General features: G+C 60.9%; 11 protein-coding genes and 3 rRNA genes. 12 read left to right on the plus strand and 2 right to left on the minus strand.

Features of this window, described 5'->3' with window-relative positions:
* Positions 1-2 precede the first annotated feature (2 nt).
* Complete coding sequence (locus AAE021_RS03440) at positions 3-1,259, minus strand: sensor histidine kinase (protein ID WP_342024260.1); 1,257 nt, start codon at positions 1,257-1,259, stop codon at positions 3-5.
* Between the two features lie 121 nt (positions 1,260-1,380).
* Here AAE021_RS03440 and AAE021_RS03445 point away from each other — a divergent pair, with 121 nt between their 5' ends.
* The 11 genes from AAE021_RS03445 (at position 1,381) to AAE021_RS03495 (ending at position 19,819) form a co-directional block, all read left to right on the plus strand.
* Positions 1,381-2,118, plus strand: coding sequence for a hypothetical protein (locus AAE021_RS03445; protein ID WP_342024261.1), 738 nt, complete (start codon positions 1,381-1,383; stop codon positions 2,116-2,118).
* 25 nt (positions 2,119-2,143) lie between these two features.
* Complete coding sequence (locus AAE021_RS03450; RefSeq protein ID WP_342024262.1) at positions 2,144-3,613, plus strand: glycosyltransferase family 4 protein; 1,470 nt, start codon at positions 2,144-2,146, stop codon at positions 3,611-3,613.
* Positions 3,610-6,297: a glycosyltransferase gene (locus AAE021_RS03455; protein WP_342024263.1), complete on the plus strand. Its 2,688-nt coding sequence runs from the start codon at positions 3,610-3,612 to the stop codon at positions 6,295-6,297. The genes AAE021_RS03450 and AAE021_RS03455 overlap by 4 nt, the downstream gene beginning before the upstream one ends.
* Positions 6,298-8,685, plus strand: a complete 2,388-nt coding sequence (locus tag AAE021_RS03460) for a CgeB family protein (protein WP_342024264.1) — start codon at positions 6,298-6,300, stop codon at positions 8,683-8,685.
* Positions 8,686-8,754: 69 nt separating this feature from the next.
* The gene (locus tag AAE021_RS03465) at positions 8,755-9,816 is read left to right on the plus strand and encodes a 3-isopropylmalate dehydrogenase (protein ID WP_342024265.1); all 1,062 of its coding nucleotides are present in this window, start codon (positions 8,755-8,757) and stop codon (positions 9,814-9,816) included.
* Between the two features lie 61 nt (positions 9,817-9,877).
* Entirely contained in the window at positions 9,878-10,984 is a 1,107-nt protein-coding gene (locus AAE021_RS03470) for a branched-chain amino acid aminotransferase (RefSeq protein WP_342024266.1), read from the plus strand.
* Positions 10,985-10,992: 8 nt separating this feature from the next.
* Positions 10,993-11,781, plus strand: coding sequence for an MBL fold metallo-hydrolase (locus tag AAE021_RS03475; protein ID WP_342024267.1), 789 nt, complete (start codon positions 10,993-10,995; stop codon positions 11,779-11,781).
* A 597-nt stretch (positions 11,782-12,378) separates the two neighbouring features.
* Positions 12,379-13,906: ribosomal RNA gene (locus tag AAE021_RS03480) — 16S ribosomal RNA — on the plus strand.
* Between the two features lie 539 nt (positions 13,907-14,445).
* Positions 14,446-17,610 (plus strand): 23S ribosomal RNA (locus AAE021_RS03485).
* A 292-nt stretch (positions 17,611-17,902) separates the two neighbouring features.
* Positions 17,903-18,019, plus strand: a 5S ribosomal RNA gene (gene rrf / locus AAE021_RS03490).
* Together the 16S, 23S and 5S rRNA genes form the textbook arrangement of a ribosomal RNA operon.
* Positions 18,020-18,391: 372 nt before the next feature.
* The gene (locus tag AAE021_RS03495; RefSeq protein ID WP_342024268.1) at positions 18,392-19,819 is read left to right on the plus strand and encodes a hypothetical protein; all 1,428 of its coding nucleotides are present in this window, start codon (positions 18,392-18,394) and stop codon (positions 19,817-19,819) included.
* A gap of 114 nt (positions 19,820-19,933) precedes the next feature.
* Here AAE021_RS03495 and AAE021_RS03500 read toward each other — a convergent pair whose 3' ends face one another.
* Positions 19,934-20,614 carry a DUF6270 domain-containing protein gene (locus AAE021_RS03500; RefSeq protein WP_342024269.1) on the minus strand — a complete coding sequence of 227 codons (681 nt, stop codon included), beginning with the start codon at positions 20,612-20,614 and terminating at the stop codon, positions 19,934-19,936.
* A 218-nt stretch (positions 20,615-20,832) separates the two neighbouring features.
* Here AAE021_RS03500 and AAE021_RS03505 point away from each other — a divergent pair, with 218 nt between their 5' ends.
* Positions 20,833-21,606, plus strand: a complete 774-nt coding sequence (locus tag AAE021_RS03505) for a fumarylacetoacetate hydrolase family protein (RefSeq protein ID WP_342024270.1) — start codon at positions 20,833-20,835, stop codon at positions 21,604-21,606.

The following is a 21,606-nucleotide window of genomic DNA, read 5'->3' on the forward strand; positions in this document are numbered from 1 at the left end:
GCTCAGGCCTCCGTGTAGGGAATGAAAGCGGTAACGCGGAATCCTCCGCCGGCTGCCGGAGCAGCCACCAGTGTTCCATCGTAGAGGGCCACCCGCTCGGCCATGCCGTTAATGCCCTGCCCGGTGCCGGAGGGGGAACCGCTCTGGCCGCCGGGAACGGAAAGCGGAGGAGGAGGAGGTGCGCCGTCAGCGCCGGCGCCGCGGCCGTCGTCGTGCACTGTGATTTGCAGTCCGCGGGGCGTCCACTGCAGGTCGACGCCGGCCTGCACCGAGGGGCCCGCATGTTTGAGGACATTGGTGAGGGATTCCTGGATGACCCGGTAGGCGGTCAGCTCGGCGCCAGCGGGAAGCGGGCGGCGCATTGATCCCGTCTCGCTCACCGTTACCTCCAATCCTGCCCGTTTGACCGCGTCCACCAGCTCGGTGACATCGGCCAGCGACGGCAGGGGGCGGGTGGACGCGAGTTCATCACCACGGAGAACCCCGAGCAGGCGGCGCATTTCCCGTAGCGAGCCGCGGCCGGTTTCCGCGATGGTTCCCAGCGTCTTGGCCGCAATTTCCGGATCCTGGGCGCTCGCATACCGGGCGCCGTCGGCCTGGGTGATGATGACCGAGAGGGAATGGGCCACGATGTCATGCATCTCCCGTGCGATGTGCGTGCGTTCGTCGGCGGCGGCAAGATCGCGCTCCTGCTGGCGTTCCACCTCGAGCCGGCGGGCGTGGTCCCGGAGCGCGTCCATGGCCAGGCGGCGGGTGCGGGCCAGGTCGCCGAGGGTCCAACAGAGCAGGACCACCGCGTCGAGGGCAACCACAAGGGCAAGGTAGCGCCCGATCAAACTGAGGTCGTCACGGATCCAGCCGGCGGTCCGCAGCGGGACGAAGTAGTACTGGAAGATGAACAGCATGCCGCCGACCAGAGCCAGGGCGAGTCCGCTCAGGCTTGCCCAGCGGGGAGCATAAACGGCGAGTGAATAAACCGTGACAAGGACAAAAATGTCAGCTGGCAGCCCGGTTTCCGGGACCAGGACCAGCTGCAGCAGGCAGGCTGCTGCCTGGATTGCTGCCGCGGCGACCGGGCGGGTTCTCTTCCAGGCCAGCGGCAGGCAGATGGCAGCGGAGAGGACAAATTCAACCTGCTGCCCCTCGAATGTCAGGAGGAACGGGACGGCAAAAATCAGGGTGGCGGTCAGCGCCTGGAAGAGGTCGACCTTGAAGGGGTTCGCCTGCATCCAGGCCTGGATTCGACGGTGCACGAGCATGGACAACAACTCTAGGGCCAGCAGGCGTGCACCCGCCTCATGCCACGGTCTGATTCCGGGCCGGTGCCAGGGGGTCGGCTAGGATGAGCACTGACTATCAGCGCAGGTAAGGACGGTATTGGTGCATCACCGCAAAGTTGTGTTGGGGGCCCAGCTTGCGGGATTGGCAGCTGCCGCTGCCGCCCTGCTGTTCAGTATCGCCGGTGAAACAGGCCCCGGCGCGGCCTTTCTGTCCGCGGCCCTGGTCCTGTTTGCCGGGAGCACCTTGGTCCTGGTTCGAAACCGCAGCGTCCCGGCGGCCGCTCCGGCCGCTCCGGCGGCATCACCCGCTCCGGCCGTGGGACGGCTGGCGGGACTGGACACCGGCTCCGCCGAAGATCCCAGGAGCTACCTCGGTGAACTGATCCTTGAGCCCAGGGGCAGTGCGGCGGAACGTCACGGTACCGTCCTGATCATTTCCGGTCCGGAACTTGCACGGCGGCTTCAAGCCCACGGCCCGGTGGAACACCTGCTGCCCGGAGCGTCATCGGCACAGCTTCTCCGCGGCACTCCCCGCATGCTGGTCATCGACCGCCGCGGCCTCGGCTCGGGAGTGTGGGCCCACACCGAAACGGGCGCCGGCAGTGTCCTGTTCCGTGAGCTGTCCGACGTCATTCGGAAGTGCCAGCGGCTGCATATCGCCACGGTTTTCCTGGATTCCGGTGAACCGGACCGCTTCTACACCTCAACGCTCCGAAAGCTGTGCCGCAACACCATGCCGCTGGCGTTTGACGAGCTCCACCCGGAAGGGACGGCCGGTTCCGACTTGCTGACTGAACTGCAAACCTGGTCACTGACCGAGGCCGCCCATGTCCGGTGAACGGATCCTCCTGGTCAGTGACAGGATGACCAGCGGTGAAAACATGACCGGCGCCAGCACGGGCACACCGCCGGCACTTGCCTGGGCCCTGGAATCCTTCCCCGGAGCCGACGTGCTCCTGAACCGCGACATCCCGGGCGGCAACCGCTCCGGATTGGTAGCTGCAGCGGGCCGGAAACACGCCGAGCAGGCGTACGACGCCGTCATTTGCCACGGATTCTCCCTCGCCTACGCCATGGCCGCCAACCCGGCTTTCGCCGGGCGGCTCCTGCCCTATATTGACGACGCTCCGGGCGAGGACAAGCTGCCGTACCCGGGCGTCCGCGCCAAACTGGGCGAAATCGCCGTCGTCTCCCGCTACCTGCTTGCCGCCAATGAGGATGAACGCGGCCTGCTGGAAGCCTTCGTGCCGGAAAGCGCCGGAAAGGTTCTGGTGGCCGGACAAGCGATGCCGGGCATGGCCCGTCCGGCGGGCGCGGCAGCCGGGAAAGCCCCCGCCCTCCGGGTGCTCCTGGCGGGGCATGACCTGAAGTTCACCGGCGAACTGGTAACCCATCTGCAGGAGCGCCCGGATTATGTCCTCGCCATGGATCGCTGGACGTCGCTGCACGCCCACGATGCCCCTGCTTCGGAGCGTGCCCTGGCTGAGGCGGACACCATCATTTGCGAGTGGGCCGGAGGGAACGCTGTCTGGTACTCGCAGAACATCCGTCCGCAGCAGCGCCTGATCATTCGCCTGCACGGTTTCGAGGTGCACGGCGACTGGCTGCCGGACATCGACATCACCAAGGTGGACACCGTGGTCCTGGTCTCGGAGTTCTTCCGCGAACAGGTCCTGGCCGCCACCGGCTGGCCCCGGGAAAAGACCATGGTTATTCCCAACATGGTTGATACGGCAGACTTCCTTCGCCCGAAGGAAAGCGGCGCCGAGTTTCGGCTGGGATTGGCCGGAATGGTCCCGTGGTTCAAGCGACCCGACCGCGCCCTGGACATTCTGGCGGCGCTGCTGGACCGGGATGACCGGTATTCGCTGCACATCCGCAGCCGGCACCCCTGGGAGTACGACTGGTTCTGGAACGGGCGGGTCGGGGAGCAGGACGCCTATCGGCAGTTCTATTCGCGGCTGCGGGAGGATCCGATACTGCGCTCCCGCGTGGCGTTTGAAGAGTACGGTCCCGACATGGCTTCTTGGTTCCGCCGCATCGGTTTCTGCCTTTCGCCCAGCCACCGCGAAACGTTCCACGTCGCACCCCTGGAGGGCGCTGCGTCCGGTGCCGTCCCCGTATTCCTTGAACGGCCCGGAGCGGCGGAGATTTTTGACTCCCGCTGGGTTTTCGCCAACCCTGCGGCCGCCGCGGACTTCATCCACGCCACGGCGACAAATCCCGACGCCGGTGCTGCCGAACGTGCTGCAGCCCTGGACCTGGCCGGCAGGTATGACACAGCAGCAGTGCTGCCTCATTGGAATGACCTGCTGAAGGCACGGCGGCCATGACGGCGCGCGGAGTCTTTTCCATCGTCTCGGCGGTCTACAACGCCGAGACGTATCTTGATGCCTTCCTTGAATCCCTGACGGAGCAGCGTTATCCCTTCGCACTGCTGGACATCGTCCTGGTTGACGACGGGTCAACTGACGGATCCCTGGCCAAAATCCAGGACTGGCAGCGCAAACATCCGGACCAGATCCGCGTCCTGACCGGAAGCAACGGCGGCCCCGGCGCGGCCCGAAACCGCGGACTGGAACTGGTCCGGAACCCCTGGGTCACTTTCTGCGACCCCGATGATGTCCTGGACCCCGGGTATTTGGAGCGGGTGGCCCGGTTCATCAGCCTGGACCGCCATGACCGCGCGGCTGCAGTGACCGGCCGCCTCATCCAGTTCTTCGAAGACACAGGGGAGACGCGCGACACCCATGCACTGGCCTGGAAGTTCCTCTCCGGCGAGCGCATCGTTGACCTGGACCGGGAGCCCCACTATGTGCACCTGAGCGCGGGCACGGTTTTCCTGCGGACCTCCGTCCTGGAACGCTCCGGTCTGCGGTTCGATGAACGGATCCGTCCCACCTTCGAGGACGCCCACCTCGTGGTGCGCTACCTCAACGCGTGCACACGTCCCACCATCGGCCTCGTTCCGGAAGCCCGCTACTACTACCGGCAACGTGCCGCCGGCACTTCCCTGGCGCAGTCCGGGTGGACCTCCGAGCACCGATACACCTCGGTACTTTCCTATGGTTATCTGGCGCTGCTGAAGGATTTGGCGGAGGAACACGGTCACGCTCCCCGATGGGCCCAGAACACTGTTCTGTACGACATCATGTGGTACTTCCTCGCAGACCGGGCGATGCGCCACCCCGTTGCGGCCCTGACCGACGGCCAACGCAGCGACTTCCTGACCCGGCTTCGGCAGATCCTGGCTTTCATCGATGTCGAGGCGATCCTTGACTTCGCCATCGTGCCGGTCAGTCTCGAAATCCGCACCGCCATGGCCCTGTATTTCAAGGGCCGGGCATCGGACGCTTGGTACGTCGACCGCCCGTCGCCGGAAAGCGATGCCAGCAGATACGCCTACTTTTACCGCGGTGATGCGCCCGTCGAGCGGTACCTTGACGCTGCCGGCGACAGGCTTGTCCCGGCCACCTCCAAACGGATCGCGCACGAATTCTTCGGCGAGATCTTCGCCTGGCAGCGGGTCGTTCACTTCCCTGCGGCGGAGCGCGCTTTGTGCGAGCTCGACGGCGTACTGCACGAGGCCAGCCCCCGGCCGGGTCCGCCGCAGGCACGGTACCTGTCGAAACACGTCTCGGACGACCTGCGTCTGGAACCGCCGGCCCTGGAACAGGTTGTTGTCCGGGCTGCCCGCCTGATTCCCGCCGCCGGCCTGCGCAAACGCGTGCAGGGGCGGCTGCGCCGTCTCTTTCAGCCGGCTCCGGGGTCCGCACCGGATCTTAGTCATTTCGGCATCAGCACGGTGACGGCCGCGGGGGAGCAGCAGCAGGTTGCGGATGACCGGCTGAAGCTGCGCGCCGCCGACCCCGGCGTCCGGAGCAAATACCAGGACGCCTGGGTGGTGATGGACCGCCCCGAACACGGGTTCGACAACGGTGAGCATTTTTACCGGCATATCATGGTCAACCATCCGGAAATCAATGCCTGGTTTGTCCTGAACCGGAATTCCTCCGATTGGGACCGGCTGCAGGAGGAAGGCTTCCGCCTGGTGCCCTACGGCAGCGACGAGCTGGTGCTTCTGGCCCTCAACGCCAAGTACCGGATCTCCTCCGACGCCGCGCTGCCGTCCTACTTTCCCATCGACCGCAAACGTTTCGGCGGCGGCAGCGGGCGCTTTGTCTTCCTGCAGCACGGGGTCATCTGGAACGACCTTTCCCGATGGCTCAATGACAAGCGGATTGACCGTTTCATTGTCAGCACCCCTGCGGAGTACGCGTCCCTGACCGCTGACGGGAGCGTGTACACAGTGACCGAGCGCGAGGTGCGGTTAACCGGACTGGCACGCTTTGACGCTTTGCACCGGCGTGCGGCTCTCAAAAGCAGCCAAGGTTCCGCTCCCACGATCATCACTGTCATGCCCACGTGGCGGATGAACGTTGCTGAGGACATGGACCGGGCTTCAGGGCCGGAAGAACGGCGTGCCGTCCTTCGCGGCAGCGTCTTCTACCGCCAATGGACCGCTTTCATTTCGGATCCCCGGGTGCTCGCCCTGCTGAACCGCACCGGGTTCCGGCTCGCGTTCTTCGTCCATCCGTCACTGGCCGCGGCCCTGACGGAGGACGAGCTGCCGGAGCATGTGGAGCTGCATCCGCAAACCGGGGTGAGCCTTCATGACCTGGTCCTGGAATCAGCCGCCTTCATCACCGATTATTCCTCCACGGCCTTCGACGCCGCCTATGTGGACCGGAACGTCCTTTATTTCCAGTTCGACGCCGCTACGTTCCTGCGCGGCGACCATCCGGCACGGCCCGGGTACTTCGATTACCGGCGCAACGGCTTCGGCCCCGTGGCGGACAGCGTCGAGGAACTCATCCGAAACCTCGAAACACTGGAACTCAACGGTTTTCGGACTGAGGACTCCTACGCACAGCGCGCAGCATCCACCTTTGCCCACCGGGACGCCGGCAACTGCGCGCGTATTTTTGAGTCCGTGCTGGAACTGGAGAAAGACTAAATGCCTCACAACGACGAACGGTCCGACCCGGCGCAGGCGGACGACGGCGGGAAGGCCGAAATCGCGTACCTGGCCTCGCGCCTCGGCTGGGCCGAGCAGCAGGCCGCGTCTTACCAGCGCGATTACGAGCAAATGCTCACGGCCCGGAATGACCTGCACCGGGAACTCCTGCGGACCACGAGCTCCCTCAAAGCGTTCCGGGAAGAAAACGCAGCGCTGAAGCAGCAGCCGGACAACGGGAGAGTCACCCTGCGCAGCGCCGCGCGCCGCAGCGTCAGTGCCCTCGTGCGGAAGGCCCGCCCCTCGAAGGGCAGTGCCGCACCTGCGGGGCCGTCGGCAGCCGCACCCGAACCTGCAGCCGCCCCCACAACAGCGGCGCCGCCGGCGGCCGCACCCTATCCCGTCCCGCCGCGGACCCTGTCTCCCGCCTACACGCCGGAAGCCGGCAGAGTGCTGGTAATTGCTGACACTGAGGAGCAGATGTCGGCGGCGCGGCGGTCCGCAGCCCTGGGCCGCGACGTCGTCGTGCTTTACCGCCCCGGTTATCCATGGGACAGCGGCCTGCCCTTCGGCTACCCAAGGCGCATCTGCACGGACAACGCGGACGGGTTCGTCAGCGTCTACAGCCCCGATGCGGATATCCGCGCGGATCAGCACCACTTCCTGGACCGGGCCGCTGATGCGATTGTCCGTGAGGCGCGGCTGCGCCGTCCGGCCGTTTTGCTGGCCGACGGCGGGGAAGCCACCTGCCGCGCGCTTCTGGTGGCCGGCCGCCGGCTGGGCATCGCCGTCGCGTTCGAACCGCAGCCGGACCTGCCGGCAGCACTGGAACTCGAAGCAGACCTGGACCCGCTGACCCTGGCACCGCTGGAAGGCAGCGGGGCAGTCCTGCTCCGGAGCCTGGACGAACTCCACGCCGGCGTCGTCTGTGACGAGTTCACCGGACGCCTGCTGGAAAACACGCTGCGGACCACTGCCGTGACAGCCCAGGGCTGGCGGCAGCAGCTGGAGACTGAACAGTGGGACGCACTGATCATCGAGTCCGCCTGGCTCGGCAACGCCGGCGCCTGGGAAATCTCGGACTACTATACGGATCAAAAGGGATACGAGAACCTGGCGGCACTGGTCGAGGCCTGTCGTTCCCGCCGCATTCCCACGGTGTTCTGGAACAAGGAAGATCCCATTCATTACCGGCGGTTCCGCCGCGTCGCAGCGCTGTTTGACCACGTCGTGACCACTGACAGCGGATCCCTGCCGCACTATCAGGAAAATCCGCGGGCCCGGGGGCTCACTCATTCCTCGCTGACGTTTTTCGCGGATCCTGTCCTGCACAACCCGGTGCCCGGAAAAACTGATCGGGAAACCGCTGTTGCCTACGCCGGAACGTACTACGGAAGCCGGTTCCCGGAGCGGTCCGAGCAGATGCTCCGGCTCTTCGCTGCCAGCTGGCCGCACGGTCCGGTGATCTTCGACAGGCACAGCAATGATCCGCAGGCGCGCAAGGCCTATCCGGACCAGCTGCACGCCTGGATCCGCGGCGGACTGACCTATGCCCAAACCCTTGACGCCTACAAAGCCTTTCCGGTGCACCTGAACTTCAATTCCGCTCCCTGGTCCGACACCATGTTTTCCCGCCGGGTCGTGGAGATCGCGGCCAGCGGAACCGTGGTGTACAGCGCCGACGGGCGGGGCATCGGCAGCACCCTGGGTGAGGCCTTCCCCGTCTCGGCGGATGAAAGCGTCTACCGCGGCTTCCTCAAGCATTGGATGACCGATGAAGCGGCCCGCAAAACTGCAGCCTGGAACCAGATGCGCACCGTGTACCGTGCCCACCTTTCCGGTCATGCCCTCGCCGTGCTCTTCCGCACCATCGGCATTCCGGCGGCGGCGCCGCAGCCGGCCCGCGCGGCCTTGCGGGTGGACATGCTGAGCGCCGCGGAAGCTGCTGAACTTGCAGGCCAGTCGGTCCGCCCGGCTCTGGTCCTGGGGTCCGTGGCAGATGCGGACGCGCCTGCGATCCTGGCCCAAGCCGGCATACCGTTCCGGGAGGAACCGTACGTCGTTGAAAACCCGGATGCTCTCAAGGAACTGCTGCAGTCCCTGGACATTGAGTGGTTCGGAAGGTGGCGGCCGGGGCAGCCGCGGACTTTGCTGGAGGACCTGCTGCTCGGAGCAGCCTTCGGACAGTGGAGTTCACTGCGTATCATCCGCGATGAAGGGACCGAATGGTCTCCCCTTGCTGGGGTGGGCCCCGTGCCCGTTGAGGGACCTTCAGTGTTCTGGGCTCTGCACCATGTGGCGGAACTGGCCGGGCCGGAGGGAACCGGGAAGGAAAATGACGAATCCCAGCACCTGACGCTCATTTACCCCGCGCTCCAAGACCGATGATGTCCAGCAACTAGTCCAACATGTGGGACGGGTTGCCCGGGATGTGGACGCTTTTCCTAGACTGTCGATATGAGCGAACAGCCCACCCCCATTTCCCTGGCCGTCATTCCCGGCGACGGCATCGGCCCCGAAGTCACGGCAGAGGCCGTCAAGGTGCTGCTTGCCGTCACCCGGGACAGCCCGGTCCGGTTTGACCTCACCGAGTACCCGCTGGGCGCCGAGCACTGGCTGGCCACGGGCGAAACCCTGCCGGACGAGACGCTGGAGGCGCTCAAAGGCCATGACGCCATCCTTTTCGGCGCCGTGGGTGCCGCTCCGGAGGACACCAGCATTCCGTCAGGCCTAATCGAGCGGGAAATGCTGCTGAAGCTGCGCTTCAGCCTCGACCACTTCGTGAATCTCCGCCCGTCCCGGCTGTACCCCGGCATCGGCAGTCCGCTTGCCAACCCGGGAACCGTTGATTTCCTCGTCGTCCGGGAAGGCACCGAGGGCCCGTACACCGGAAACGGCGGCGTGCTCCGCGAGGGCACACCGCAGGAAGTGGCCACCGAGGTGTCCCTTAACACCGCACACGGCGTGGAGCGCGTGGTGCGCGATGCCTTCCGCCGCGCCAATGACCGGCCGCGCAAGAAGCTCACCCTGGTTCACAAGCACAATGTGCTGGTCTACGCCGGCCGGCTGTGGAAGCGCACGGTGGAACGCGTCGCCGTCGAATTCCCCGAAGTCACCCACGACTACCTGCACGTGGACGCCGCCATGATTTTCATGGTGACCGACCCCGCCCGGTTTGACGTGATTGTCACAGACAACCTGTTCGGCGACATCATCACCGACCTCGCCGCCGCGGTCACCGGCGGGATCGGCCTCGCCGCCTCCGGCAACCTCAATATGGACGGCACCTACCCCTCCATGTTTGAACCGGTGCACGGCTCGGCCCCCGACATCGCGGGCCAGCAGAAGGCGGACCCCACCGCAGCCATCCTCTCCGCGGCTCTGATGCTCCGCCACCTGGGCCTCGAGAAAGAGGCGGCACGGGTGGAGGAAGCGGTGGAAGCCGACGTCGCCACACGGTCGGGAAGCCCGCGGACGACGGCGGAGATAGGCAATGCGATAACCACGGCCGTGTCATAAGCTCGGGAAGTACCAATAACCATTTCGTCGGGCGGCCGCGCCGTCCACCGTGGAGGAAACAATGTCAGTCAGTGCTCTGGAATTTACCCAGGAGCTTTCCGCCCATCCGAAGCCGGCCGAGGAGCGTGCGGCCATTCTGGCCAACCCCGGATTCGGTGACTACTTCACGGACCACACCGCGGTCATCGATTACAAAGCCAATGACGCGGGTGTCGGTGTCTGGCAGAACGCCCGGATTGAACCATACGGACCCATCGCCATGGATCCGGCCGCCGCAGTGCTTCACTACGGCCAGGAAATTTTCGAAGGACTCAAGGCGTACCGGCATGCTGACGGCTCGGTGTGGAGCTTCCGGCCCGAGGCCAACGCAGCCCGCCTGAACCTCTCCGCCCGCCGCCTTGCGCTGCCGGAGCTGCCCGAAGAGCTGTTCCTGGAATCCCTGCGCCAGCTGGTGGCGCTGGATCAGGACTGGATCCCGGAGGGCGACGGCGCTGCCCTGTACCTGCGGCCGTTCATGATCGCCACCGAGGCCTTCCTGGGGGTCCGCCCATCCCGTGAGGTGTCCTACCGCGTGATTGCTTCCCCGGCCGGCAACTACTTTGGCGGGGAACTGAAGCCGGTGTCCATCTGGCTTTCCACCAGGTATGCCCGCGCCGGTATTGGCGGCACCGGTGAAGCCAAGTGCGGCGGCAACTACGCCGCATCGCTGATCGCCCAGATGGAAGGCGAGGCACACGGGTGCAAGCAGGTCCTGTTCCTGGACGAGGCCAATGACAACGCCGTGGAAGAGCTCGGCGGCATGAACGTGTTCTTCGTCTTCAAGGACGGCACTCTGGTGACTCCGGCGCTGTCCGGCACGATCCTGCACGGCATTACCCGTTCCTCCGTCCTGCAGCTTGGACGGGACCGCGGCCTGAACGTCCAGGAACGCAAGATCACCCTGGACGAATGGCGCGACGGCGTAGCCTCCGGCGACATTACCGAGGTGTTTGCCTGCGGCACTGCCGCTGTCATCACGCCCGTCGGTGAACTGAAGACGGAAACCGAATCCATCGGATCCGCGGACGCGGTTGCCGGCCCGGTCACCATGTCCATCCGTGAGCAGCTGCTCGGGATCCAGACCGGAACGGTCGAGGATACCCACGGCTGGCTCACGCGCCTGGTCTAACCAACGAAATGAGCCCGATGTCCACCACCGCACTGATCCGAAGCAGCCCGCTGACCCGCTTTGCCCTGGCGCCGAACCCCGGTCCCATGAGCCTGGACGGGACCAACAGCTATGTCATCGCCGCAAACGGATCCGAAAGTGTGGCGGTGGTGGACCCGGGCCCACTGGATGAGGGCCACCTGCAGCTGCTGGCCTCCGCCGGTGCAGTGGACGTCATTCTGATTACCCACCGCCACGCGGACCATACCGAGGCCAGTCACCGGTTCGCGGAGATAACGGGTGCCTCCGTGCGTGCACTGGATCCTGCATACTGCGTCAACGGTGCGCCGCTGCGGGACGGTGAGGAGATCAAGGCCGGGGGAGTGGCTATCCGCGTGGTGGCCACCCCCGGGCACACCTCGGATTCAGTCTGTTTCCATTTGCCCGCGGATGGGTCCGGAGGATCGGTGCTGACCGGAGACACCATTCTGGGGCGCGGCACCACCGTGCTGGACTTTCCAGACGGAACGCTGGGAGAGTACCTCGCCAGCCTGGAGCGGCTGGCGAGACTGGGGCACGCAACAGTGTTGCCCGCGCATGGCCCCGTGCTCTCGGATCTCAGCTCCGTGGTCCTGACCTACCGCGACCATCGGGAGGAACGGCTGGAGCAGATCCGCGCCGCCGTGGCGGAGGCGGGACCGGACGCCACCGTGTCCCGCGTTGCGGACCTTGTCTATGCGGACGTGCCGGCGAATGTCCGGGCAGCGGCCGAGCTCTCGGTGGCAGCGCAGCTTCACTACCTAAGGAAAGCTGTGTGAGCACTTCCACCGCGGAAGGGCTTGCGGGACTGCGCTGGGCAGTTGCAGACTGGATATGTCCGTTTTTCGAGGTCTAAGGGGAGCGTGGAAACGGTTTGGCGTGAAGTGCAGGAGGTCACTCTGCTGCGGTTTGCGCGGACCGCCGGGGCTGTGTAAAGTTGAGTGAGTTGCCCCGGTGAGCGCCTGACAGACACTGCGAAGTGTATCTGCAAGTGAGACTCCCGGAAACGGCGGCAAAACCCCAACACACAGCAACGGAGAATATCCGGAAGCTTCGTGACGGGTCCAGCCGGACGAAATATCAAATATCGGGAATTATCCCGAATTGCTAAAACCGGCCGGATGAAATAGAATAAAGAAACACTGCAGCGAAGAGAAAAGAAAAACAAACCATTGTTTTTCCGAGTATTTCGGATGCATCTGTTGTTTGAGAACTCAATAGTGTGCCAAGTTTATTGATACCAATTATTTTAATTGGTTGAACTGGCTGTTACCGCCCACCCCGTGGGTATGGGACGGCTTTTTTAGCTGGTTTCGAATTTAGTGCAGGACCGTGCAGCCAATTTTCCTTGGCTCCGGTGCTGTGTCTGTAACACATTTACGGAGAGTTTGATCCTGGCTCAGGATGAACGCTGGCGGCGTGCTTAACACATGCAAGTCGAACGATGACTTTTGTGCTTGCACAAAATGATTAGTGGCGAACGGGTGAGTAACACGTGAGTAACCTGCCCTTAACTTCGGGATAAGCCTGGGAAACCGGGTCTAATACCGGATACGACGGACCACCGCATGGCGGTCCGTGGAAAGCTTGATGCGGTTTTGGATGGACTCGCGGCCTATCAGCTAGTTGGTTGGGGTAATGGCCCACCAAGGCGACGACGGGTAGCCGGCCTGAGAGGGTGACCGGCCACACTGGGACTGAGACACGGCCCAGACTCCTACGGGAGGCAGCAGTGGGGAATATTGCACAATGGGCGAAAGCCTGATGCAGCGACGCCGCGTGAGGGACGAAGGCCTTCGGGTTGTAAACCTCTTTCAGCAGGGAAGAAGCGAAAGTGACGGTACCTGCAGAAGAAGCGCCGGCTAACTACGTGCCAGCAGCCGCGGTAATACGTAGGGCGCAAGCGTTATCCGGAATTATTGGGCGTAAAGAGCTCGTAGGCGGTTTGTCGCGTCTGCTGTGAAAGCCCGGGGCTCAACCCCGGGTCTGCAGTGGGTACGGGCAGACTAGAGTGCAGTAGGGGAGACTGGAATTCCTGGTGTAGCGGTGAAATGCGCAGATATCAGGAGGAACACCGATGGCGAAGGCAGGTCTCTGGGCTGTAACTGACGCTGAGGAGCGAAAGCATGGGGAGCGAACAGGATTAGATACCCTGGTAGTCCATGCCGTAAACGTTGGGCACTAGGTGTGGGGGACATTCCACGTTTTCCGCGCCGTAGCTAACGCATTAAGTGCCCCGCCTGGGGAGTACGGCCGCAAGGCTAAAACTCAAAGGAATTGACGGGGGCCCGCACAAGCGGCGGAGCATGCGGATTAATTCGATGCAACGCGAAGAACCTTACCAAGGCTTGACATGAACCGGAAAGGCCTGGAAACAGGTCCCCCACTTGTGGCCGGTTTACAGGTGGTGCATGGTTGTCGTCAGCTCGTGTCGTGAGATGTTGGGTTAAGTCCCGCAACGAGCGCAACCCTCGTTCTATGTTGCCAGCGCGTGATGGCGGGGACTCATAGGAGACTGCCGGGGTCAACTCGGAGGAAGGTGGGGACGACGTCAAATCATCATGCCCCTTATGTCTTGGGCTTCACGCATGCTACAATGGCCGGTACAAAGGGTTGCGATACTGTGAGGTGGAGCTAATCCCAAAAAGCCGGTCTCAGTTCGGATTGAGGTCTGCAACTCGACCTCATGAAGTTGGAGTCGCTAGTAATCGCAGATCAGCAACGCTGCGGTGAATACGTTCCCGGGCCTTGTACACACCGCCCGTCAAGTCACGAAAGTTGGTAACACCCGAAGCCGGTGGCCTAACCCCTTGTGGGAGGGAGCCGTCGAAGGTGGGACCGGCGATTGGGACTAAGTCGTAACAAGGTAGCCGTACCGGAAGGTGCGGCTGGATCACCTCCTTTCTAAGGAGCACCTCAAAGATTTTGTGTCCTTCCACAGTGTTGGATGCGGTCTTTGCAGGAGATGCCCATATCGTAAGACATTTGTTCTTCGGTGGGTGCTCAAGGGTGGAATATCAATGAGCAGGTGCCCGGCGTTGAGCCTGGCAGCATGAGTACGCCGTGTACGTTCCCACTTGTGGGGATGGTTGTGGTTGGAAAGAGCTGCCGGTGCCTCGAGTACCGGGTTTTACCGTTTGGCACACTGTTGGGTCCTGAGACAACAGGACCGTATGAACTGACAGCCGTTTGGTTGGAGGTGGCACGGGTACCGTGTTGTTTCTGATTGTTCCTGCGCAGACCTAAGACTTCCACGGTGAATACGTGGTGGTGGCGGGGTGTGACGGGGTTGTTGTTTGAGAACTACATAGTGGACGCGAGCATCTTAAAATTATTAAGTGCAATTTCAGATAAACCTGGTGATCCGGGGATGTGCCCTTGATGGGTGTGTTTCCGGTGTTGTCATGGTTTTCTCGATAGCGATAATATTTATTGATCTTTGTGGTCAAGTTTTTAAGGGCACACGGTGGATGCCTTGGCATCAGGAGCCGAAGAAGGACGTAGGAATCTGCGATAAGCCTGGGGGAGTTGATAACCGAGCGTTGATCCCAGGATGTCCGAATGGGGAAACCCCGCCCGGCGCGCGAGTGACCGGGTGACCCGCATCTGAACACATAGGGTGCGTGGAGGGAACGTGGGGAAGTGAAACATCTCAGTACCCACAGGAAGAGAAAACAACAGTGATTCCGTTAGTAGTGGCGAGCGAACGCGGAAGAGGCTAAACCAGTGGTGTGTGATAGCCGGCGGGCGTTGCATCACTGGGGTTGCGGGACTTTCCGTACCAGTTCTGCCGGATTGGTGAAGTGAGTGCAGGTGCATAGGTGAACCGGTTTGAAAGCCGGGCCGTAGAGGGTGTTAGCCCCGTAACCGGAATGTATGCTGCCGCTTGGAGAGGATCCCAAGTAGCACGGGGCCCGAGAAATCCCGTGCGAATCTGCCAGGACCACCTGGTAAGCCTAAATACTCCCTGATGACCGATAGCGGACAAGTACCGTGAGGGAAAGGTGAAAAGTACCCCGGGAGGGGAGTGAAACAGTACCTGAAACCGTGTGCCTACAATCCGTTGGAGCAGGGCGATGCCACTTGTGGTGTTGTGCTTGTGACAGCGTGCCTTTTGAAGAATGAGCCTGCGAGTTAGTGTTACGTCGCGAGGTTAACCCGTGAGGGGAAGCCGTAGCGAAAGCGAGTCTGAACAGGGCGATGCAGTGGCGTGATCTAGACCCGAAGCGGAGTGATCTACCCATGGCCAGGTTGAAGCGCGTGTAAGAGCGCGTGGAGGACCGAACCCACTTCAGTTGAAAATGGAGGGGATGAGCTGTGGGTAGGGGTGAAAGGCCAATCAAACTCCGTGATAGCTGGTTCTCCCCGAAATGCATTTAGGTGCAGCGTTGCGTGTTTCTTACCGGAGGTAGAGCTACTGGATGGCTAATGGGCCCTACAAGGTTACTGACGTCAGCCAAACTCCGAATGCCGGTAAGTGAGAGCGCAGCAGTGAGACTGTGGGGGATAAGCTTCATAGTCGAGAGGGAAACAGCCCAGACCACCAACTAAGGCCCCTAAGCGTGTGCTAAGTGGGAAAGGATGTGGAGTTGCGAAGACAACCAGGAGGTTGGCTTAGAAGCAGCCATCCTTGAAAGAGTGCGTAATAGCTCACTGGTCAAGTGATTCCGCGCCGACAATGTAGCGGGGCTCAAGTACACCGCCGAAGTTGTGGCATTCAAATATTAGCCAAGCGGATGGTTTATCCATTTTCGTTCAAGCGTTTGGATGGGTAGGGGAGCGTCGTGTGGGCAGTGAAGTCGCGGTGTAAACCAGCGGTGGAGCCTACACGAGTGAGAATGCAGGCATGAGTAGCGAAAGACGGGTGAGAAACCCGTCCGCCGAATGATCAAGGGTTCCAGGGTCAAGCTAATCTGCCCTGGGTAAGTCGGGACCTAAGGCGAGGCCGACAGGCGTAGTCGATGGACAACGGGTTGATATTCCCGTACCGGCGAAAAACCGCCAATACTGATCGGGGGACACTAACCGCCCAATACCTGACCGGCCGCCCTTGTGGTGACCCGGTTTTTGGTGGAGCGCGGGACCTGATCCCGGGAGGTAAGCGTATTAACAGGTGTGACGCAGGAAGGTAGCCGGGCCGGGCGATGGTTGTCCTGGTCTAAGGATGTAGGGTCAGCGATAGGTAAATCCGTTGCTGTGTCTTTGATGACGATCCTGAGATCTGACGGGACCCACTTTGGTGGGAATCCGGTGATCCTATGCTGCCTAGAAAAGCATCGGCGCGAGGTTTTAGCCGCCCGTACCCCAAACCGACACAGGTGATCAGGTAGAGAATACTAAGGCGATCGAGAGAATTATGGTTAAGGAACTCGGCAAAATGCCCCCGTAACTTCGGGAGAAGGGGGGCCCCAACCTTGAGGGACACAAGCTGTCCGGAGGGGATCGGGGCCGCAGAGACCAGGGGGAAGCGACTGTTTACTAAAAACACAGGTCCGTGCGAAGTCGCAAGACGATGTATACGGACTGACTCCTGCCCGGTGCTGGAAGGTTAAGAGGACCGGTTAGCCCTTTGGGGCGAAGCTGGGAATTTAAGCCCCAGTAAACGGCGGTGGTAACTATAACCATCCTAAGGTAGCGAAATTCCTTGTCGGGTAAGTTCCGACCTGCACGAATGGAGTAACGACTTCCCCGCTGTCTCAACCATAAACTCGGCGAAATTGCAGTACGAGTAAAGATGCTCGTTACGCGCAGCAGGACGGAAAGACCCCGAGACCTTTACTATAGTTTGGTATTGATATTCGGTGTGGCTTGTGTAGGATAGGTGGGAGACTGTGAGACCCGGACGCCAGTTCGGGTGGAGTCATCGTTGAAATACCACTCTGGTCATACTGGATATCTAACTTCGGCCCGTAATCCGGGTCAGGGACAGTGCCTGATGGGTAGTTTAACTGGGGCGGTTGCCTCCTAAAGAGTAACGGAGGCGCCCAAAGGTTCCCTCAGCCTGGTTGGCAATCAGGTGGCGAGTGTAAGTGCACAAGGGAGCTTGACTGTGAGAGAGACATCTCGAGCAGGGACGAAAGTCGGGACTAGTGATCCGGCGGTACATTGTGGAATGGCCGTCGCTCAACGGATAAAAGGTACCTCGGGGATAACAGGCTGATCTTGCCCAAGAGTCCATATCGACGGCATGGTTTGGCACCTCGATGTCGGCTCGTCGCATCCTGGGGCTGGAGTAGGTCCCAAGGGTTGGGCTGTTCGCCCATTAAAGCGGTACGCGAGCTGGGTTTAGAACGTCGTGAGACAGTTCGGTCCCTATCCGCTGCGCGCGCAGGAAATTTGAGAAGGGCTGTCCTTAGTACGAGAGGACCGGGACGGACGAACCTCTGGTGTGTCAGTTGTACTGCCAAGTGCACCGCTGATTAGCTACGTTCGGATGGGATAACCGCTGAAAGCATCTAAGCGGGAAGCCCGCTTCGAGATGAGATTTCCATACACCTTGTGTGTGAGAGGCCCCCAGCCAGACCACTGGGTTGATAGGCCGGATGTGGAAGCGGGGACTAAAGACCCGTGAAGCTGACCGGTACTAATAGGCCGATAACTTACACCACACCACAATCTGGGCAGGAAACGACTTCAAACGTTCCCGCCAAATAAGGGTTGTGTTAGATCATGTGCTGCTTGCGTCCACTATGTGGTTCCCGGATAACAAACCCGTGTGGTTTGTCACTCCTGGAACCGGCACCACCACACCCTTGCGGGTTCTGGTGTGTCGTATAATTACAGTTATAACTTCGCTTTGAAACACTCAATGTTGTTATTGGTTTTGTGTGTTTTGTTGTGACCATTGTTTTCCCCTCACCCGGGATGTTTTTTGTTCCTGGGTGGTGTGGGTGGAAGGGTTACGGCGGTCATAGCGTGGGGGAAACGCCCGGTCCCATTCCGAACCCGGAAGCTAAGACCCACAGCGCCGATGGTACTGCATCCGGGAGGATGTGGGAGAGTAGGTCACCGCCGGACAATATTTCGGTTGAGAGAGTAAGGCCCGCACCAGTTGGTGCGGGCCTTACTTGTTTAACCAGCGCTCTTTGGTTTGCCGAGACGGGAAGCTGGTCAATCGTGCTAAGACTGGCTTAAGAGTTTTTGTGATGTTTTAGCTCTGGTCCAGCCAGCACTGCAGACAAAATACTGAGTCGTCCTCCGGGCACACCTCATGGAACGGAAACCGCTGTTCAAGCGCTGAATCGATGACCATGGTGCCAACAAACCGGCTGGCCAGCCTTCCTTCACCGTGCCGGGTGGGGCGACCGCCGGAGCCACCGAGAGCTATCTCGGAGTATCCATCGGCAGCCACTGATATTATCTAACAAACCCCAATTTAGGAGTCAATGCGTGACTGTTGCCTGGCCGGATCACTTTCCAGCGCGTTTGATGGGGCGCTCTCTCGGAAGCAGCGGCCTGTCGAGTTATGCAATCGCGCTCGAAGCTTGGAGACGGGGACTCGAAGTTACATTCACTTCGAAAGACCTTCAGGTCTACACAATTAGTGATGGACAGCGGAGTGTTGAATTTAACTTCTCCCGTCCGGACTCGATTACGCGGCGAGAAGACTACACCCGATTGGATCGAAAATCGGAGACACTAGCATTACTTCGAGAAGAGGGGATTCCCGCTCCGCGAGGATATCTTCTGGACCCGAAGGAAACCTCTGACGAAATACTCAAGACAATTTCTGACGAGATTGGGTTCCCCATTGTACTCAAACCTGACACGGGTTCCATGGGCCAAGGTGTCCTCATTGGGTTGATGGACTGGGCGGAGCTCAAAGCGGGATACGACCATCTCGTCAAGGACCTGAAAGCGCGACGTGTCATCCTAGAGAAGCATCATGAAGGCGAGGACTACAGGGTCCTCGTTGTGGGTGAGCGACTTGTCGGCGCTGTCAGAAGGATTCCCGCGCACGTCCTTGGCGACGGTGTCTCCACCATAGGTGAGCTCATTGAAGCTAAGAACCTATCAAGGCGGCGGAATCCGTTCTTAGGATCCGGCCTAATCAAGGTCGATTTCGAGGTGACCAAGTGCCTGGAAGCGCAGAACCTCCAGCTTGGTGACAAGCCACCTCGGGGAGCGCACGTGCTTCTTCGTCGTGTTGCTAATGCTTCTGCTGGCGGCGATGTGTTCGATGTTACTGATGAACTGCCAGATGAAATCAAAACCGCAGCGGTGCAAGCCGTGAAGAAGCTCCCCGGCATTCTGATTGCTGGAGTTGATGTGTTGTACAAAACTGGCCAACCCGCTACGCCTGATAACTATGTTGTGATTGAAATCAATTCACGTCCCCAAATCGGGGTCAACATGTACCCATCCTCCGGGCGTGGCCGCGATGCTCCGCTTGTAATTATCGACACCCTTTTTCCCGGTATCCGGCGGTCAAGCTCTCCGCAGATTAAGTCGATTCGTTTCAACGAGAAAGCAGTCAAATCCGCCATACTGTCCGGCGTGGCTTCCAAGGTAACCCTGCCCGTTCTTGCGCCTCACCTATACCCTTATCGCAGCAAGTTCAGGTACGAGGCGCCGGGCGCTGCGGTGGACTTAGGCCCATTCGCAAGTCGTACTTTGCAGAAAATTGCGCGTCTGAGCGGAGTCGCTGGAAGCATCAGCTTTACCAAGAATGGTGATATGGAGTTGATGGTCGCAGCCGAGAGCAGGATGGCTGCTCAGCCGCTGGTCCGGAAGGTGAGCCAACTATGCGGACTCGACCCGACGGATGAGGACCCATGGCGCGGGACGGTTACTGCTGGTTTCATCGTTGCGCGCTAGCAAGATCGCAGGCGTACTGACTTGATAGCCTCATTCATGGCCGGTGCGGAGCACCTAATGCGCCTGCAGTATGCCTCTCGCAGTGATCAGGAGCGGCGCGCTGACTGAGGGCGCTTACAGTGCTTGTTCCTCAAGTACCTTCAGCGCCTCTTGTTTCATCCATAAATAAGCCTCATCCACGTAGTGATAGGGTGCAGGTCCCCATTTGTGCTTCTCGCTGGAGACTGCCAACTCACTGGGAATTGTGCTGGTTCGCACACCTCTTTTTCGCAGAAATGCGTAGTACCGCGTATACCGGGTGTTCGCAGTGTCAGCGTCAATGTTTCGGTAACGAGGTACAGGTGCTCCGGTGTCAGTTACATCCGTCCACGGCGCCTCGAAGAGTAGTGTGCGATCGAAGATCCCTGCCAGCTTGAGCTTTCTGATGAACTTATCGGCAGCTAGCTTCCACAGAGCGTAGTGCTCGTCCGTGCCAAATCTGATGGTCACGGCACCACCCGGGATCGTCTTCGTGAGGCCCGTTTTGGAGAGCTCTACCGATTTGGTGATGTAACGCTTACCTGGAACTCGGTACACGCCGAGGCGTTCACTGAGGATGTCGAAAAGAAAGAGATCCGTGGTTGGACCCTGGTCGATTATCAAGGGATGCAGCGACGAGTGGAGATCGCCCTTAACTGACCGATGCTGGAAATTGGTCGTCAAAACGTCGGTATTTATATTGATGAGTGGTGCTGACGCCGCACTGATAAGTGACTGTCGCGCCACGTATTGAACCAGGCCATGCTCATCTTTCATATGCTCGAACGCATCCCTGGTAACACATCCACCGTAAACAAAAATCCGGGCCAAACTTCCTACCTTCATCCAAATGTGGCCCGTGCCTGTTTGCTGTTCTGTGCGGGCTGCTATCTCAAGCTTTGATCATATCCGATAGCCCAAGTCGCTTTACCTTGCCAACTTTCTCCAGCGTTTGCACGATCGCCATCGACTCTGAACTCCACTACGCTTGAGGGATGCGTATTGCTCGATTTGTACAAGACAGTGACCCAGCGTTCGGCGTCGTCGACGGCGACGAAGGCCATGAGGAAATAGCCGTCATCAAGGGTGACCCCTTTTTCTCCGGCGTCCAGCTGACGGGGGAGCGCCACAAGCTCGAGGATGTGCGCCTCCTGGCACCGATCATTCCCCGCAGCAAGGTGGTGGGCATTGGCCGCAACTATGCTGATCACGCCAGCGAGCTCGGCAACGAGGTGCCGCCGGCCCCGCTGATGTTCCTCAAGCCCAATACCTCTGTCATTGGCCCGAACGATCCCATCGTCCTGCCCTCCTTCTCTGACGAGGTGTCCTACGAGGCTGAGCTCGCCGTCGTCATCGGCCGCATCTGCAAGGACGTGCCGCTGGACCGCGTGGACGAGGTCATCTTCGGCTACACCTGCGCCAACGACCTGACTGCACGTGACGCCCAGCGCACCGACAACCAGTGGGCCCGGGCCAAGGGCTTCGACACGTCCTGCCCGCTCGGTCCGTGGATCGAGACCGAGCTGGACACGGATGACCTCGCCATCCGCGGCTACCTCAACGGCCAGCTGGTCCAGGACGGCAACACCGGGGACATGATCTGGGGCGTCAAGGAACTGGTGTCCTATGTGTCCCAGGCTTTCACGCTGCTGCCGGGCGACGTTATTCTTACCGGTACGCCTGCGGGCGTGGGTCTCATCTCCGACGGCGAGCGGTATGAGGTCGATATCGAGGGCATTGGCCGCCTCATGAATACGGCCCGCAGCTAG

It is taken from the genome of Arthrobacter citreus, from assembly GCF_038405225.1.
GTDB classification, from domain to species: domain Bacteria; phylum Actinomycetota; class Actinomycetes; order Actinomycetales; family Micrococcaceae; genus Arthrobacter_B; species Arthrobacter_B citreus_A.